This window comes from Verrucomicrobiia bacterium (assembly GCA_036268055.1).
GTDB lineage: Bacteria > Verrucomicrobiota > Verrucomicrobiia > Limisphaerales > Pedosphaeraceae > DATAUW01.
Genome location: DATAUW010000038.1, coordinates 1 through 16,919, shown reverse-complemented (window position 1 = coordinate 16,919; position 16,919 = coordinate 1). Strand labels below are relative to the sequence as shown.

The 16,919-nt window shown below is 54.2% G+C and carries 15 protein-coding genes and 1 tRNA gene; all 16 read left to right on the top strand.

Features of this window, described 5'->3' with window-relative positions; all coding sequences use genetic code 11:
* The first annotated feature begins 26 nt into the window (after window positions 1–26).
* A complete protein-coding gene (locus VH413_19235; protein HEX3800836.1) occupies window positions 27–935 on the top strand; it encodes a glycosyltransferase family 2 protein in 909 nt (302 codons plus the stop codon).
* Window positions 932–1,681, top strand: coding sequence for a ChbG/HpnK family deacetylase (locus tag VH413_19230; GenBank protein ID HEX3800835.1), 750 nt, complete (start codon window positions 932–934; stop codon window positions 1,679–1,681). Before VH413_19235 ends, VH413_19230 begins: the two co-directional genes overlap by 4 nt.
* Before the next feature lie 34 nt (window positions 1,682–1,715).
* Window positions 1,716–2,660 (top strand): hypothetical protein, encoded by a 945-nt coding sequence (locus VH413_19225; protein ID HEX3800834.1) that lies wholly within the window; start codon window positions 1,716–1,718, stop codon window positions 2,658–2,660.
* Between the two features lie 74 nt (window positions 2,661–2,734).
* Window positions 2,735–2,829: transfer RNA gene (locus VH413_19220), tRNA-Cys, on the top strand.
* 135 nt (window positions 2,830–2,964) lie between these two features.
* Window positions 2,965–4,740 carry a hypothetical protein gene (locus tag VH413_19215; GenBank protein HEX3800833.1) on the top strand — a complete coding sequence of 592 codons (1,776 nt, stop codon included), beginning with the start codon at window positions 2,965–2,967 and terminating at the stop codon, window positions 4,738–4,740.
* A gap of 16 nt (window positions 4,741–4,756) precedes the next feature.
* The gene (locus VH413_19210; protein ID HEX3800832.1) at window positions 4,757–6,154 is read left to right on the top strand and encodes an O-antigen ligase family protein; all 1,398 of its coding nucleotides are present in this window, start codon (window positions 4,757–4,759) and stop codon (window positions 6,152–6,154) included.
* Window positions 6,155–6,334: 180 nt separating this feature from the next.
* Entirely contained in the window at window positions 6,335–8,134 is a 1,800-nt protein-coding gene (locus tag VH413_19205) for a right-handed parallel beta-helix repeat-containing protein (protein HEX3800831.1), read from the top strand.
* Between the two features lie 107 nt (window positions 8,135–8,241).
* The gene (locus VH413_19200; protein HEX3800830.1) at window positions 8,242–8,862 is read left to right on the top strand and encodes a class I SAM-dependent methyltransferase; all 621 of its coding nucleotides are present in this window, start codon (window positions 8,242–8,244) and stop codon (window positions 8,860–8,862) included.
* A 27-nt stretch (window positions 8,863–8,889) separates the two neighbouring features.
* A complete protein-coding gene (locus VH413_19195) occupies window positions 8,890–10,056 on the top strand; it encodes a glycosyltransferase family 4 protein (GenBank protein ID HEX3800829.1) in 1,167 nt (388 codons plus the stop codon).
* 1 nt (window position 10,057) lies between these two features.
* Complete coding sequence (locus VH413_19190) at window positions 10,058–11,062, top strand: glycosyltransferase family A protein (GenBank protein ID HEX3800828.1); 1,005 nt, start codon at window positions 10,058–10,060, stop codon at window positions 11,060–11,062.
* Window positions 11,063–11,105: 43 nt separating this feature from the next.
* On the top strand, window positions 11,106–12,047 hold the full coding sequence (locus tag VH413_19185; GenBank protein HEX3800827.1) for a glycosyltransferase: 942 nt from the start codon (window positions 11,106–11,108) through the stop codon (window positions 12,045–12,047).
* Between the two features lie 21 nt (window positions 12,048–12,068).
* Window positions 12,069–12,773, top strand: a complete 705-nt coding sequence (locus tag VH413_19180) for an ElyC/SanA/YdcF family protein (protein HEX3800826.1) — start codon at window positions 12,069–12,071, stop codon at window positions 12,771–12,773.
* 87 nt (window positions 12,774–12,860) lie between these two features.
* Window positions 12,861–13,691 (top strand): ABC transporter permease, encoded by an 831-nt coding sequence (locus VH413_19175; protein HEX3800825.1) that lies wholly within the window; start codon window positions 12,861–12,863, stop codon window positions 13,689–13,691.
* Between the two features lie 26 nt (window positions 13,692–13,717).
* Entirely contained in the window at window positions 13,718–15,019 is a 1,302-nt protein-coding gene (locus VH413_19170; GenBank protein ID HEX3800824.1) for an ABC transporter ATP-binding protein, read from the top strand.
* Between the two features lie 53 nt (window positions 15,020–15,072).
* Window positions 15,073–15,876 (top strand): methyltransferase domain-containing protein, encoded by an 804-nt coding sequence (locus tag VH413_19165; GenBank protein HEX3800823.1) that lies wholly within the window; start codon window positions 15,073–15,075, stop codon window positions 15,874–15,876.
* A 36-nt stretch (window positions 15,877–15,912) separates the two neighbouring features.
* Window positions 15,913–16,919, top strand: a 1,007-nt coding sequence (locus VH413_19160) for a glycosyltransferase family 1 protein (protein HEX3800822.1), incomplete at its 3' end; no start/stop codon positions are given.

Below are 16,919 nucleotides of genomic sequence, written 5' to 3'. Positions count from 1 at the left end.
TCATCATTCCTGAAAGAATTGACGGCATGAAAACGAGTCCACTTACCTACGTGTTGGTATCGCCCGCGCGCAACGAAGAGGATTACATCGAGCTTACGATCAAGTCGGTGATCAACCAAACGGTGCTGCCGGCGAAATGGGTGATCGTCAGCGATGGTTCCACCGACCGCACGGATGAAATCGTCAAGAAGTACGCCGCCGAGTATCCGTGGATCGAATTGGTCCGCCGTCCGGAGCGCAAGGTGCGCCACTTCGCCGGCAAAGTGGATTGTTTCAATTCCGGTTATGAGCGGTTGAAGGACATTCCCTACGATGTCATTGGCAGCCTCGATGCGGATATTTCATTCGAGCCCGTCTATTTCGAATTTCTGCTCGGCAAGCTGGCCGAAAATCCCAAGCTCGGACTGGTCGGCACGCCGTTCCGCGAAGGCAACGTGAGTTACGATTATCGTTTCACCAGCACCGAACACGTTTCCGGCGCGTGCCAGTTATTTCGCCGCCAATGCTTCGAAGCCATCGGCGGATACACGCCGGTGAAGGGCGGGGGAATTGACGTCATCGCCGTGTTGAGTTCGCGCATGCACGGCTGGCTGACGCGCACTTACCCGGAAAAATTTTGCGAGCATCATCGCGTGATGGGCTCCGCGAAGCACAATGTTTTCATGAACGGTTTCAAGCTCGGGCAAAAAGATTATATGCTCGGGCGTCACCCGTTGTGGCAATTGTTCCGCTCGGTTTATCAAATCAGCCGCAAGCCGGTGATCATCGGCGGCGTCACACTTTTTGCGGGTTACATGTGGTCCATGGTGCGCGGATTGGAGCGTCCGGTTTCCAAAGAACTGGTTGCGTTTCAACGCCGCGAACAGATGACGCGGCTCAAGCGGTTCTTCACTGGCCGCCGCGCGGTGCCCGAGGCGGGCGTTGGCCAGTCATGATCGGCGCGAACGATGGCCTCCTGATCATCAATGCCGATGATTGGGGCGGCTGGCGCAAAGCCACCGACGCCGCGCTCGCGTGTTTTCGGGCCGGACGCATCACGTCGGTGACGGCGATGATGTTCATGGCGGACACCGAACGGGCCGCTGAACTTGCGAAAGCGGCGAATCTTTCGGTGGGTTTGCACGTCAACCTGAACCAGCGCTTTGACGGAAAAGTTTCCGCAGCCGTCAACGAGAACCACGAAAAAGTCGTCCGGTTTTTGGTGAAAAATAAATATGCGCAGTTGCTTTACAACCCGTGGCTGCGGCAAAACTTTCGCCATGATTTCGAGGCGCAGCTTGAAGAGTTTCGGCGGTTGTATGGCCAAGAGCCGTCGCACATAGACGGACACCAGCACAAACACCTTTGCCTGAACATGCTGTTGGACCGGATCATTCCGGCCGGAAAAAAAGTCCGCCGGAATTTTTCATTTTGGCCCGGAGAGAAAAGCGGATTGAACCGCAGTTATCGCGCGTGGGTGGATCGGAAACTGGCGAAGGATCACACGATCACCGATTATTTTTTTTCGCTCGAACAATGTTTGCAAAATAAGCGGGTGGGGCGGGTTGTGGATTTAGCAAAGTCGGGCAAAGTTGAATTGATGACGCACCCGGAGAAATCCCCGGAACTCGACTGGCTGATGAGCGAAGATTTTTTGACGAGCACGCGCGGTTTGAAATTGGTTGATTATACGCGTTTGTGAATCGCGATTTGTGGAAATTATTTAACGGTTTGATATGAACGAAATCACGGCTTTGAATCAGACATTGGCGGTGAGCGGAAAGTTCTGCCGAATCGCGCGGCTCAAGGATGAACCGTACGAAGTCGTTCCCGACGCCAAAGATTTTGCCAAGCAACTGAAAAAGGCCGGCGTGAGCGCGGATGTTTTTAGTTTCTCGCAACGCATCAGCGAGACGGAGCCGAAATATGATTTGCCGCATGAGTTCGATACTTACGCCGTGCTGCCGATCACGACTTACGACGATTGGTTCAAGAACCAGATTGATTTCAAGACCCGCAACAAAGTCCGCAAGGTCGGGAAAAACGGCGTTGAATTGCGCCAGAGTGAATTGACGGATGACTTCGTGCGCGGCGTGATCGGCATTTATAACGAGTCGCCATTTGTGCAGGGCCGCAAGAATTGGCATTACCAAAAGAGCCTTGAAGAAATGAGAAAAATGCTCGGCACGTTTCCCGATCGCAGCATTTTCGTGGGCGCTTATTTCAAGGATGAAATGGTTGGTTTCATCAAACTGATTTATGCGGGCGAGATCGTGAATTTCATCCATATCATTTCCAAAGTGGCGCATCGGGACAAGGCGCCGACCAATGGGCTGCTGGCAAAAGCCATCGAGATTTCCGCGGCGCGCAAGGCGAAGTTTTTGCATTACGGAATCTGGGCGCGCCGGGGCATGGGCGTTTTCAAAATCAACCATTGCTTCGTGCCGCAGCAGATACCGAGATATTATGTGCCGCTGAATTTGAAGGGCGCGCTCGCGTTGAAATTAAAATTGCATCAGCCCTTGAGAAGCCGCATCCCGGAAAAGTGGGTGGACAAGGCGGTGGATTTGCGCAATCGCTGGACGGCGTTTCGTCAGGGGAAAAATTCCGGCGAAGCGACGGCGAGCGCTCCGGCGAAACTGGACATCAAGCCGAACGCGCCGGTGCAAAATCCTGATTAATCTTTTTCGCAATCATGCCGATGAAGTCAGTAAGACTTGCAGAATTTGGCCGGGCGCGTAAGCTCGGTTGCAATGGAGAGGTGGCTGAGCGGTTTAAGGCAGCGACTTGCAAAAGTTGTTATACAGCCAAAAGCTGTATCGGAGGTTCGAATCCTTCCCCTCTCCGCCAATGCTTTCGGGCGCTCACGGAGATTTCCTCACTTCAAGAAATAGTTTGATCCCAATCGTTTGATTTCGTATGCCAGGAATTGCTGGATTTATCACACCCCGTATCCGGGAAAATGACCGGGCGACCGCTGAAGCCATGATTAAAACCATGGTGCACGAGTCGTTTTATACTTCCGGGGCGAGCGTGTTTGAAACTGCCGGCGTGGCGGTCGGTTGGACGACTCACGCGGGAACTTTTTCCGATTGCCTCCCGATTTGGAACGAGCGCCACGACGTCTGCCTGATTTTTACCGGCGAAGATTTTGCCGATGCGCCCGTCCTTGCGAACCTGCGCGCGAAGGGCCACGAGTTCGCCGCGGACAATGCGAGTTATCTCGTCCATCTTTACGAAGAGCACGGCGCGGCGTTTCTGGAAAAATTGAACGGCTGGTTCAGCGGCCTGCTGGTGGACTTGCGCGAGCGCAAGGCGATTTTATTTAACGACCGTTACGGGGCGAGCCGCATTTATTTTCATGAGAACGAGGACGGATTTTATTTCGCGTCCGAAGCGAAGGCATTGTTGCGGGTGCTTCCCAAGACGCGCGAGTTGGATTTGAAGAGCCTTGGCGAATTTTTCTCCTGCGGTTGCGTGCTGCAAAATCGTTCCTTCTTCACGGGCGTTTATTTGCTTCCCGGCGGCGCGGAATGGGTTTTCTCGCCGGGTGAGCCGGTTCGCAAATCCGCCTATTTCAAAAAAGAATTGTGGGAAGATCAGCCCGCCCTTAGCAGCGCGGACTATTACGAAAAACTCGACGCCACCTGGCAGCGGATTCTCCCGCGCTATTTTCGCGGCCAGGAAGCCAAGGGACTTTCGCTGACGGGTGGGGTGGATAGCCGGTTGATTTTGGCTTATGCCAAAAGCGCGCCGGGCACGCTGCCTTGCTATACGTTTGCGGGGTCGTATCGCGATTGCGCGGACGTGACCATCTCGCGTGAAATCGCGGCGTTGTGTGAGCAGCCTTACCAGACCATTCCGCTAGCCGAGGATTTCTGGAAACAATTTCCCGCGATGGCGGAAAAAACTGTTTCGGTGACGGACGGGACATTGGATGTGAGCGGCTCGGTGGATGTTTACGCGAACCAGGTGGCGCGAAAAATTGCGCCGGTGCGCATCACCGGTTTGAACGGCGGCGAAATCCTGCGCAGCATCATCATGTTCAAGCCCTGGGCGCCCACGCCGGAGTTGCTCGAAGCGAAATTTGCCCAGCATGTCGCCGATGCGAGCACGACTTACGCGCGCGAAAAGCAGCAGCACCGGTTGTCGTTCATCGCTTTCAAGCAATCCGCGTGGCATCTCTATTCGCGGCTGCAATCCGAGCGTTCGCAAATCACCATCCGCTCGCCTTATTTCGATAATGATTTGGTCGCGCTGGCTTTTCAGGCGTCGCCGGAAATGCAAACGTACGATGTGCCATTCCGCATGATCGCAGGCGCGAAACCGGTGTTAAAACAAATCGGCACGGACCGCGCCAGCCGCCTGGATGCGATTCCGGGGTTGACGCAACTGCGCCATCAATTCCAGGAGTTCACGTTCAAAGCCGAATACGCCTACGACTACGGCATGCCGCAATGGCTCGCAAAGGCGGATCACGTTTTTGCGCCGCTGCATTTTGAAAAACTTTTTCTCGGACGCCACAAGTTTCATCACTTTCGCGTCTGGTATCGCGACCGGTTTGGAGATTATCTCAAACAAGTGCTGCTGGATGCGCGCGCGCGCAATCGCGGTTATTTAAACGGCAAATTCGTGGAAAAAATGGTCAATGGCCACGTGAAGGGGAATGCCAACTATACCACCGAGATCCATCGCGTGCTGACCATGGAGTTATTGCAGCGGCAGATGATTGACGGGGCGGCATCGCCAGTTTTGCGTTAGACTTTGCTTTGTCGTCATGCAACAAGTAGCCCTCATCCTGACGCTCGGTTTCATCGCCTGGCTGCTGGTGCGAGATCATCGCTCCACCGAAGGCGTGTCCAAGACGCTGTGGGTTCCGACGCTATGGGTTTTGATCCTGGGTTCACGGCCAATTTCGATGTGGTTCAACCCGGGGCAAGATTATGTGTCCATAGACGACATCAGCGAAGGAAACGCCCTGAACCGAAATGTTTTTTTGGTGCTGGAAATTCTTGGCGTCATGATCCTGACCAAGCGCGGTTTTTCCTGGGGCACGCTGTTCCGCAAAAACAAATGGCTGATGCTGTTCTTCATTTATTTCGCCGTGAGCGCGGTGTGGTCAGATGCGCCATTCGTCTCCTTCAAAAGATGGATCAAAGATTTCGGCAACGTCGTCATGGTCATGGTGGTGCTGACAGAAGAAAACCAGACGCTGGCGATCAGAAAATTATTTGTGCGGACGGCTTACATCCTGATGCCGCTGTCGGTTTTGTTCATCAAATATTACGCGGACATCGGGCGTTATTATAATCCGATGACGTGGCAATATTCGTACGGCGGGGTGACCCGCGATAAAAATGAACTGGGCGGCTCCCTGATCGTTTTCACCGTGTTCCTGGTGTGGAATTATTTCGCCGTGCGTGACGGTGAGGAACGCGAAGACAAACGGTATCCGCTGATTTTTGCGCTATTGCTGCTGACGAGTTTCTGGCTGTTGCATGAGGCACGCAGTTCAACGTCGCTGGTATGCACGATCATGGGGATAATCCTTTTTTTGATGATGCGCAACCCGGGGCTGAGATTGATGGTGGCGCGCTACGCGATTTTCCTCTGTGCCGGCACGTTGCTGCTGGTCTGGCTGGAGGTCAACTTCAAGTTTGGCACAGTGATTTTAAGCATGCTGGGGCGCGACGCGACCTTTACCGGGCGCACCGAGATTTGGGACCGCGTTTTGCAGATCAAAATCAATCCGCTGATTGGCGTCGGGTTTTATTCTTTCTGGATGGGCAGCCGGGTGGACTTCGTTTCGGACGGTTTCTTCTTTCATCTGACCGAGGCGCACAATGGATATCTTGAGACTTACGTGGACGGCGGTTTGATCGGCCTGGCGCTGCTGATCGTGCTGCTGTTCACGTGCTTCCGCCGGCTTTCAAAGAAAGCGATCGAAGGCGGAAGCGTGGACGACATCCGCTTGATCTTTATCGTGATCAACATCATTTATAATATCACTGAGGCCCATTTCGGCCGGCAAAGTGTCATTTGGATGGCGTTCCTGCTGGTGGCGATTGACTATCCCACGTATAACACTCCGCTTTACGAATACGCGGATGAAGAACTGGAAAATGAATCCACCGAAGAGACTTTCGAGGCCGAACCTTCCAATCCGGCTTTCTGAGTTTGTGTATTTTTGAGGCAGTCATGTAGGATATTTGGACAGTGCAAAGGGAGGATTTTTCTGACGAGATAGGTTCCTTGTCAGATGGTCAAATGTTTCGTATGGTGTGCCCGAAAACATTGCGGCAACGAACCTGCTAACGAGTCTCGACGTATGAAGATTTTTTCCTTTTTTAGGCTAATGCAAAAATTACGATATTTTTCAGTGATGTTCCTGTCGGTCTTCGTGGCCGGCAGCGCGCTCGCCACTATTTTTCCCGCGGGTTCCGTAGTGAACTGGCAGGCGAACCGTCCCGGTGTCCTCGGAGGCATCCCCAACGTGACGAACATTTGGATCACTCTGGATACGAACGCCTCGGCGGCCAAAATCCAGGCGGCGCTCCTGACCTGCCCGAGTAATTCGGCGGTGGTCTTATCGCCCGGAACTTATGATTTGACGGCGTCACTCATCATCGGCAAATCGAGTTTCTCTCCATTGGGCCAGGGCAATGGCATGGTGCTGCGCGGAGCCGGTCCCGGGCAGACGATCATCCGTTTCCATAATTGCGCACAACCCTTCGGAACCATTTCATTTTTACCGGCGAATTATTCCACCGGTCCCAACAATAGCTTCGTAGCCAACTGGACGGGCGGCTATGCGCAGGGGAGCACCAGCATCACGCTCGATAACGTGCCGGCCAGTCTCGCTGTCGGCACGCTGCTGGTTTTGGACCAGCAGGACGCCACGAGCAGTTCGACATTCACTTTTGTTGACCCGGTCGGAGTGGAAAGCACGCAGGTTAATTTTTGCCGCGGCGGCAGCGACCCGGTGAACCATCCCGAACTGATCCGCAATCAGGTCCAGACCGTGCGCGTGACGGCGATCAACGGCAAGACGCTTACGATTGACCCGCCGATTTACATGACCAACTGGAGCGCTTCGTTAGCGCCCCAAGCCACTTGGTCGCCCAATCCGCTCCAGATGTGCGGCCTGGAGAACATGACCATTGACAACGCGGCGGTCGGCGGCACTTTCCCGAACACGATCCTGTTTCAAAATTGTTTGAACTGCTGGCTTAAAAATGTGGAGACGACTCACTCCCAATATGCCGCGGTTGGCACGCTGGTTTGTTCGCATCTCGAAATCCGCGATTCCTATTTTCACGACGTCGCCAGCGGTGGCGGTTCGGTTTCCTACGGCGTCAACATCGCTTACGGCACTTCCGATAGTTTGGTGGAAAACAATATTTTCAACGCCATCACTTCGCCGCTGTTGCTCGATCAGGGCTGCTCGGGAAACGTTTTTGGATATAATTACATGACCAACATGATCTACCCGGGCATCAACCTCGCGGAAGGTTGTGAAACCACGCATGGCGCGCATCCTACGATGAATCTGTTCGAGGGAAATTATGGAACGCAAATCGGCCATGATTACATTCACGGTTCTTCCAGCCACAACACTCATTTCCGCGAGCGCATGATTGGTTATGAGCCGGGCAAACAGAGCTACACTTACGCGGTGTCCGTGCAGGGAACCAATTTTTACCAAAATTTTGTCGGATGCGTGTTTGGAACGGCGGGCTTCCACAAGAATTACGAATTCAATGTTCAATTTGTGCCGAATGCATATCCCCCCAACGCGATTTACTGGATGGGCGTTTACACCATTGGCGGTTCACCAGCGGCGGGATCCATGCTCGGTTCCCAGCTTCAGTTCCGTCACGGCAATTATGACGTGGCCGACAACTCGATTGTTTGGAACCCGTCGGTTGCCGATCATACGATTCCTCCGTCAATGTATTTGACTTCGAAGCCGAGCTGGTTTGGCAGTCTCGCGTGGCCTCCGATTGATCCTTTCAATCCCAGCGCGGCGGTAGTGACCAATCTGCCCGCCGGTTATCGCTTTGTCTTTAACAGCACGCCTTCGGGAGCCGTCGGCAGCAACCCGCAACCGCCCAGCCGGCCACCCGCGCCGACAAATTTGCACTTGCTCAATTAACCCGGCTTGTCCGCCGCGCGCGACCACCCGAGTTTCATCACGTTCCGCTGGCACGGCCACGCACTTTTAGGCGTGGCTTTGGCCTGCTGATCTGAGAGGTTCCATCCATGAGTCTCATCGCGAAAGTCAAAACCCGCATTCATTCAGTCATTCGCGGACGCGTCCAGAAATGGGGAAGCGCCCGGCAGAAACAAAAATTGTGGGACGCGGAGTTCGCTTCCGGCCGATGGGATTTCATCGAGAACACTTCGGACGATCCGATCTATGGTTTCATCGAGAAATACTGCCGCAACGGAAACCTTTTGGATTTGGGTTGCGGCTCGGGCAATACGGGCTGTGAACTGGCCGACAGCACCTATCAGAAATATCTCGGCGTGGATATTTCCGAAGTGGCTTTGGAAAAAGCCCGGCAGCGCAGCACCGCATTACAGCGGGCCGGTCGCAATAATTATTTGCGCTCGGATATTTTCGATTTCACTCCCGGCGAAAAATACGACGTCATCCTTTTTCGCGAATCCATTTATTATATTCCGGCGCCGAAAATCGTGGCCATGCTGGAACGCTACCTCACGCATCTGAAACCCGGCGGCGTGATCATGGTCCGGTTGCACGACGCCAATGCCGAGGGAAAAATTCTGACGATGATCGAATCGGCCTTCAAAGTGGTCGAAAATAAATCCCTGATTCCGGGCGGCGCCGTGGTGGTGATATTCAATCAAGGCGGTTGAGCGCCGGTTTTTCAAGCAATGGGCAGAATGAAAATCACGCTTACGACCGGGGGCGCGCCGCACTATGAGACCGGCCTGATCCAGGGTTTGGTCAATCAGAACATAGCGCTTGACGTGATCGGAGGGGATGAATTGGAGCCCGCATTGGCCGGCAATGCGCGGGTCAATTTTAGAAATTTCCAAGGCGGATCGGATCCCAGGATTTCCAAGCTGCGAAAATTGCTGAAGGTCGCGGGCGTCTATTGGAAAATGATCCGTTACGCCGCGACGACCGACTCGAAGTTGTTCCATATCCAGTGGCCGTACAAGCTGGTGCTTTTCGATCGCACGCTGCTGTTGCTTTATTACAAACTGCTCGGAAAGAAAATTATTTTCACCGCGCACAACGTGGACGCGGATGCGCGTGACGGGACTTCGACGTGGCTTCGGCATGCGTCCCTGCGTTTCTTTTACCGGAACGTGAATCATCTGATCGTTCACACCGGTAAAATGAAGGAGCAACTGGTAAAAATTTTTGGCGTGCCCGAGTCGCGCATCTCGGTCATCCCGCACGGCGTCATGACCTGCGTGCCGGACACGAATTTGACGCGCGAAGCGGCACGGACGAAACTCGAATTGCCGCAGGACGAACCGGTGATCTTATTTTTCGGATTGATCACGCCGTATAAGGGAATTGAGACGCTGGTCGAAGCTTGCGGGGCGCTGGCTAAAAAAGGAAAGACGTTCAAATTAGTCATCGTTGGCCGGGTAAAAGAATGCCGCGATTATTGGGAAAAAATCGAAGGGCTGATCGAGCAGTGCAGTTTGAAAAAAAATGTTCGCACCGATTTGCGGCATGTGCCCGACGAGGACGTGGAGATTTATTTGAAGGCCGCTGACGTGATGGTGTTGCCGTACCGCGAGATTTTTCAGAGCGGTGCTTTGTTTCTGACGTATCGCTTTGGTCTTCCGGTGGCCGTCACGGATGTCGGCTCATTGCGTGAAGACGTGGAAGCGGCGAACGCCGGCGTGGTTTGCCAGACGAATGACGCGGCGGGTCTCACGCAGGCTTTGGAGGAATACCTCGCCAGCGATTTTATGCGCGACCCGGAAAGTCATCGCGCGCGCATCCGCGAATACGCCGCCGAGCGTTATTCCTGGGAACGGATTGGGAAATTGACCGAGAAAGTTTATCAGCAGGTTTTACAAAATTAAAATGCCGCCGCTTGTTTCCATATTGATACCCGCGTATAACGCGGAGAAATGGCTGGCCGAAACGATTCGTTCGGCGCTGGCGCAGACCTGGCCGAACATTGAAGTGATCGTGGTGGATGATGGTTCGACGGACCGGACGGCGGATGTGGCGCGGCAATTTATTTCGCAAGGCGTCAAGCTCGTCGCGCAAACCAACCAGGGCGGCTCGGCGGCGCGGAACAAGGCGTTCGCGGTTTCGCAGGGCGAGTATATTCAATGGCTGGACGCGGACGATCTGCTCGCGCCGGATAAAATCGCGAGCCAGATGAAGGCGGCCGAAGAGAACACGAGTCCGCGGACGATTTTTTCGTCGAGCTGGGGTATGTTTTTTTACCGCGCGAACAAAGCCAAGTTCAGTCCTAATGATTTTTGGAACGATTTGAGTCCGCTTGAATGGCTAAAGTTAAAAATGGGGCCATGTCTTTATCTGCCGCCGATCGTGTGGCTGGTCAGCCGCGAACTCACGCAACAGGCGGGACCGTGGGATACGCGGCTTAATTTTGACGACGACGGGGAATATTTCACTCGGATCGTGGCGTTGAGCGACGCGGTAAAATTCGTGCCGGAAGCAAAATCCTATTATCGCAGTTCGGGTTCGGGCAGCATGAGCGTGGTCGGCGAATCGAATAAAAAAATGGAATCGCTGATGTTGTCCATGCGGTTGCATCTGCAATATTTTTTCGCGGTGGAAGAGAGCGACGCGACGCGGGCGACGGCGGTGGATTATTTGCGGACGTGGTCGTTTTATTTTTTGCCCAACCGGCCGGACTTGTTTCGCGAAACGGAAAAGATGGTGAATGCGCTAGGCGGAACCTTGACGGAACCGCGGTTGTGGAACCGGCGGTATGCGATCGTGCAAAAATTGTTCGGCTGGAGCGTGGCGAAGCGGGCGCATGCACTGGTGCCGCAAATCAAGATTTCAGCGTACCGTTTCTGGGACAAGACGTGTTTCAAGCTGGCAAAATAAAGTTGCGATTGAGTTCGCAGAATTTTCGCAGTGATCGGTTGCTATGGCGATTTCCTTGTCGGTAATCATTTGCACGCACAATCCGCGGCAGTATTCGCTGGAGCGGGTGATGAGCGCGCTCCAGGCGCAGACGCTTCCACGCGAGCGATGGGAGCTGCTGCTGGTGGACAATCATTCGGAGAAAAATCTGTCGGAAGCGTGGGACATGACGTGGCAGCCGAATGCCCGCCACGTCCGTGAAGATCAGCTTGGACTTACGCCGGCGCGGTTGCGCGGCATCCGCGAAGCGAAGGGTGAATTGCTGCTGTTCATTGACGACGATAATATTCTCGGGCCGGAATTTTTGGAGCGCGCGGTCGGGATCGCGGCGCGATGCCCGCATCTGGGGGCGTTTGGCGCGGGGAGATTGGAGCCGGAATTTGAGACGCCGCCGCCGCCGGAATTGGTTCCAAAATTATCCATGCTGGCGTTGCGAACTGTCTCAACGGAGCTTTGGAGCAATAATCCCAAGGACTCGGCGTGTTATCCGTGGGGCGCGGGCTTGTGTGTGACGCGGCAAACGGCTGACTATTATCCGGAGCTGGTCCGGCGATTGAATGCGCAGGAAGTTTTGGATCGGCGCGGGAAACTTCTCTTTAGCGGAGGAGACGATTTATTTTCGTGGGCGGCGGCGGCGTGTGGAAAAGGTTTCGGGATTTTTCCCGAGTTGAGCATCACGCATTTGATTTTTGCGCAGCGGCTCAATCAACCGTATTTCGTGCGGCTGATCCAGGGGCATCGTTTTTCGCAGGACATCCTGGCTTATCTGTTGACGGGGTTGCGGCATCGGCGGATCAGTCTGGCGCAGTGGATCCGGATTTTATTGCATGGGCTCAAGAACGGGAAATTTTCGATGCAATGCCAGTGGGCGATGGCGCAGGGCCAAAACGGCGCGGTGAATTTTATCGCGGCGAACGGCTTGCAGCCGCTGTCGCAACGCAAGTGAATCGCGGCATTGTTTAAATTCATGCCTGATTCAACCCATGAGCGGCGTTTCTTTGGAATGTTGGTTCGCCGGACGGGCTGGAGGCTTTCGTGGCCGGCCCGGTTGGTCGTGCTGATGGTGTTGGTTGTCGGGGCGCTGGGATTCAAGGGATGGATCCAGCCGTTTTTGAGTCTCAATGCGCCGTTGCGCGGGGATTATTTGGTGGTCGAAGGGTGGATGCCGGCTTACGCGATTGATGATTCGACGAACGAATTCAAGATCGGCCATTACAAAAAAATCATCACGAGCGGCGGGCAGGCGAAGGGGCAGTGGAGTTACGAACACAATGTAACGTATGCCTTGCTGGCGGCGGAGGAACTTCAGCATATCGGGTTTGATACGAATTCTCTGGCGTGTGTGCCGGGGCCGTTGACGGAAAGGGACCGCACTTATCACTCGGCGCTGGCGGTGAGAAATTGGCTGGACGCAAATCATTTGAAACCCACGAGCATTGATGTGTTGACCCTGGGCGCACACGCGCGGCGGTCGCGGATGTTGTTCCAAGAGGCGATGGGCGACAGTGTGAGTGTGGGGGTGGTGTGCCTCGTGGATGATGAATATGACCGGGCGCATTGGTGGCGGTCGAGCGAAGGGGTGCGCGAAACCATCAGCGAAAGCATCGCGTATTTTTACGCGAAGCTGATTTTTCATCCGACGCGACATCCGGACGAGGCGAATTTTCAATGAAGCGCGATGTGAAATATTCCGGCGGAACGGGATGCGGTTTGATTTGGCTTAACGATAGGGTAGTCTTTGCCGATATATAGATTTGATATGCAGGAACTTGTTTTAGAAGCGGGACGGGCGGAGCGGCATTACTGGCGCGATTTGTGGCGCTACCGCGAACTGTTTTATTTCCTAGCGTGGCGCGACTTGCTCGTCCGTTACAAGCAGACGGTGGTGGGCGTGGCGTGGTCGGTGATCCGCCCGTTGCTGACGGTGGCAGTGCTGACGGTGGTGTTTGGCGCGGTGGGGCACATGCCATCGGGTGGCGTGCCTTATGCGCTGATGGTGCTTTGCGGCACGCTGCCGTGGCAGTTTTTCTCAACGGCGTTGTCGGAGAGTGGCAGCAGTCTGGTGGCGAACTCCAATTTGATCTCGAAGATTTATTTCCCGCGGTTGATCGTACCGGCGAGCAGCGTGATCACCAGCTTTGTGGATTTTGCGGTGTCGTCCACGTTCCTGGTCGTGCTGATGCTGTGGTATCATTTCGTGCCGAGCGCGAATATCGTGTTCCTGCCGTTTTTTGTTTTGATGGCGGTGGCGGCATCGCTGGGGGCGGGAATTTGGATTGCGGCACTGATGGTGGAGTATCGCGATTTTCGCGTGATCGTGCCGTTCCTGGTTCAGTTTGGGCTTTATGTTACGCCGGTAGCTTATTTGAGCAGCACGGTCACTGAGAGATTGGGGCCGAAATGGCGGATCGTGTATTCGTTGAATCCGATGGCGGGGGTGATTGACGGGTTTCGCTGGTGCATTCTTGGCAACGGGAATTATTTTTACTGGCCCAGCTTCGTGTTCGCGATTGTGGTGATCACGCTGCTGCTGGCATCCGGCATCTGGTATTTTCGCAAGACGGAAAAGTCATTTGCGGACGTGATCTGAGCGAAAAATCATTTTAAATCTTAGTCATGAGTGACGCGGTCATCAAAGTCGAGAACGTCTCGAAAAAATATGCGATCGGGGGGAAGCGCGATCCCAAGGATGACTTGCGCCATCGCATGGAAGGCTGGTTGAACCCGGCGAAATGGTTCAAAGGGAATGGCAGCGGCGAGCCGAAGAAAAAAGGCACGGAAGATTTTTGGGCGCTTAAGGACGTTTCGTTTGAGATCAAGCAGGGAGAAGTGGTGGGATTCATTGGCCGCAACGGCGCGGGCAAATCCACATTGCTGAAAGTCCTAAGCCGGATCACCGAGCCGACGTCGGGACGCATCACGCTCAAGGGGCGGGTGGCGAGCCTGCTTGAAGTGGGTACAGGCTTTCACCCGGAGTTGACGGGCCGGGAAAATATTTTTCTCAACGGCGCCATCCTCGGGATGAGCAAGGTGGAGATCAAACGCAAGTTTGACGAAATCGTGGCGTTCTCCGAGATCGAGAAATTTTTGGAGACGCCAGTGAAGCGGTATTCGAGCGGGATGTATGTGCGGCTGGCGTTCGCGGTGGCGGCGCATCTGGAGCCGGAGATTTTGATTTGCGATGAAGTGCTGGCCGTCGGTGACGCGGAGTTTCAAAAGAAGTGCATGGGGAAAATGCAGGACGTGAGCAAGGGCGGGCGGACGGTGCTTTTCGTCAGCCACAGCATGGCGGCCATCACGAGACTTTGCCAAAAGTGCGCACTGATGAAGTCCGGACAACTAATCGAATTTGGGCTGACAGAAGCAGTTATTCCTCATTATTTGAACAGTGGAAAACATACCGATGGTTATAGAACGTGGAATGGAACGGATGAGAGCAATAAAGATTCACGCTTAAAAATTCGCGCGATCCGCACCTTGTCGCCCGACCGGGATATATCCAGCAATTTTGACATCCGCCAGCCCTTCACGGTCGAAATAGAGTACGAAATTTTGGAGACGCTTCCTCCTTTTCGAATTGCGTTGAGGTTCATGACGCCGGATGGAACGGTGGCCTTTACGACTTCCGAAAGTTCTGACGAGAGTTACGAAAGCAAGTCCTGTGAGCCGGGAGTTTATACGGCGGTTTGTTCGGTTGACGGAAATTTGCTCAATGAGGGCTCGTACGATTTGCAACTCAGCGCCGACATACCGTTTCAAAAAGTTCTTTTTTTGGCAGAACGGGCGTTAAGCATTTCTGTCGAGCAAACGGGCGGAACGAGCGGCCGTTTTGCGGAAAAATGGCCGGGCGTGGTTTGCCCGCAATTAAAATGGCGAACTTCCAGCAACAAGCCTGCTGAGTGCGGCGTTCGCCATTGAAGCACAGTCCATTTGCCACCGGTGGCGAATGCGGTTGAAAATTTCTAAAACCAATGCCAATGCCTTGCAAGATTTGTAATGGTTCAACGGTTGAGCACGCCCGCACGCTCATCAAAAACAAATACCAGGCGCTATTTGTCCGGTGTGAAGATTGCGGATTTATTTTTGTTCCCGAACCAACGTGGATCGCGGAAGTGTATGCCGAGCCGATCAACCGCTCGGACACGGGCTATGTTTCGCGAAATCTTTGGGCGCGCGATAAAATGCGCTACTGCATCGAGACGTATTTGAATCCAGCGGGCATTTTTTTGGATTATGCCGCTGGATATGGAATGTTTGTCCGGCTGATGCGCGATGCGGGATACGATTTCCGCTGGGCGGATATGTATTGCGAAAATCTTTTCAGCCGCGGATTTGAAGCGCCAACACCACTGGCCGGGCCGTTCGAGTGCGTAACGGCCTTCGAGGTGTTCGAGCATCTGGTCAATCCGGGTGACGAAATGGAGATCATTTCAAAGATCACCACATGCCTGGTTTTGAGCACGAAACTTTTGCCGGAGCCCGCTCCGAAACCGGAAGATTGGTGGTACTTTGGCTTGGAGCACGGACAACACGTCGCTTTATACACGCGCAAGAGTCTGGACGCGCTGGCGCGGCGATTTGGATTTCAGATGGCGACCAACGGGGACGATCTTCATATTTTCTCTAAAAGAGCCATTCCGCAAAATATTTTTTATCAGCCTCCGTTGCCGCCCCGCTGGCAATTTTGGAAAGAGAGAAAGACATTGCCGACGCGGCCCTCGTTCACCATGAAGGACCACGATTTGATCGCAAACGAAATTCTAAGAAAGAAATAGCGTTTTGGCATTGAAAAGCATTTCGCGAATTTCTTTATGAGGATTTTTTACGACGGGCGCATTTTTCAGATGCAGAAGGCGGGAGGGATCAACCGTTATTTTGCGGAGGTGATTTCCGGTTTGCCGGCGGAATATGAGCCGCTGGTGACGGGGGTGGAGGATTTTGGGAATCACGCGCCGAATCATCCGAACTTGAAGCAGCCGCGGCTGAAGGGAGCTTCGCGACCGGGCATCGCGCAATTTTACGACGCGTGGTGGAAGCCTCAGTTGTTGCGCGGGGTGGATGTGTTTCATCCGACTTATTATGATGTGACGTGGGGGTACGCGCTGGAGGATTTCAAGGGGCCGCTGGTGGTGACGGTTTATGATTTTGTCTATGCCTGGTATGCGAAGGTGATTGATGGCTCCGACCGGGTGCTGCGGGACCAACGGAAGGCCGTCGAGCGGGCGGATCACGTGGTATGCATTTCCAAGGCGACGGAGGAAGGATTGCTGGAACGGTTTCCGGAGAAACGCGGCAAGACTTCGGTGAGTTATTTGGGTTCGTCTTTTGAGGTGCAGCCGCCGGTGGCGGCGGAAACGATTTTTGAGCAGCCGACCTTTTTGTTCGTGGGCGGGCGCGGTGGGTATAAGAATTTTTCGTTTTTGTTGCGGGCGTTTGCGAAGGCGCGGGAAGTCAATGGCAAGTTGCGCCTGCGGGTGGCGGGATCGCCGCTTACGGGGGATGAGAAATGGCAGTTGTATTTTCTCGGTTTGACGGACGCGGTGGAGGTTTCGGTGTTTCCGAGCGAGGCGGACTTGATGAAGTTGTATCGCTCAAGTGTGGCGCTGGTGTATCCGTCGCTGCACGAAGGGTTCGGGATTCCGCCGCTGGAGGCGATGGCTTGCCGTACGCTGGCGATCACTTCGAACACAACGAGTTTGCCGGAAGTGGTGGGGGACGGGGGGATCATGCTGGACCCGTTGCGCGAGAATGATTGGGTGGAGGCGATGTTGAAGGCGGCGCAGGGGGGCGGTGAACGGGGGGAAATGATTGAGCGTGG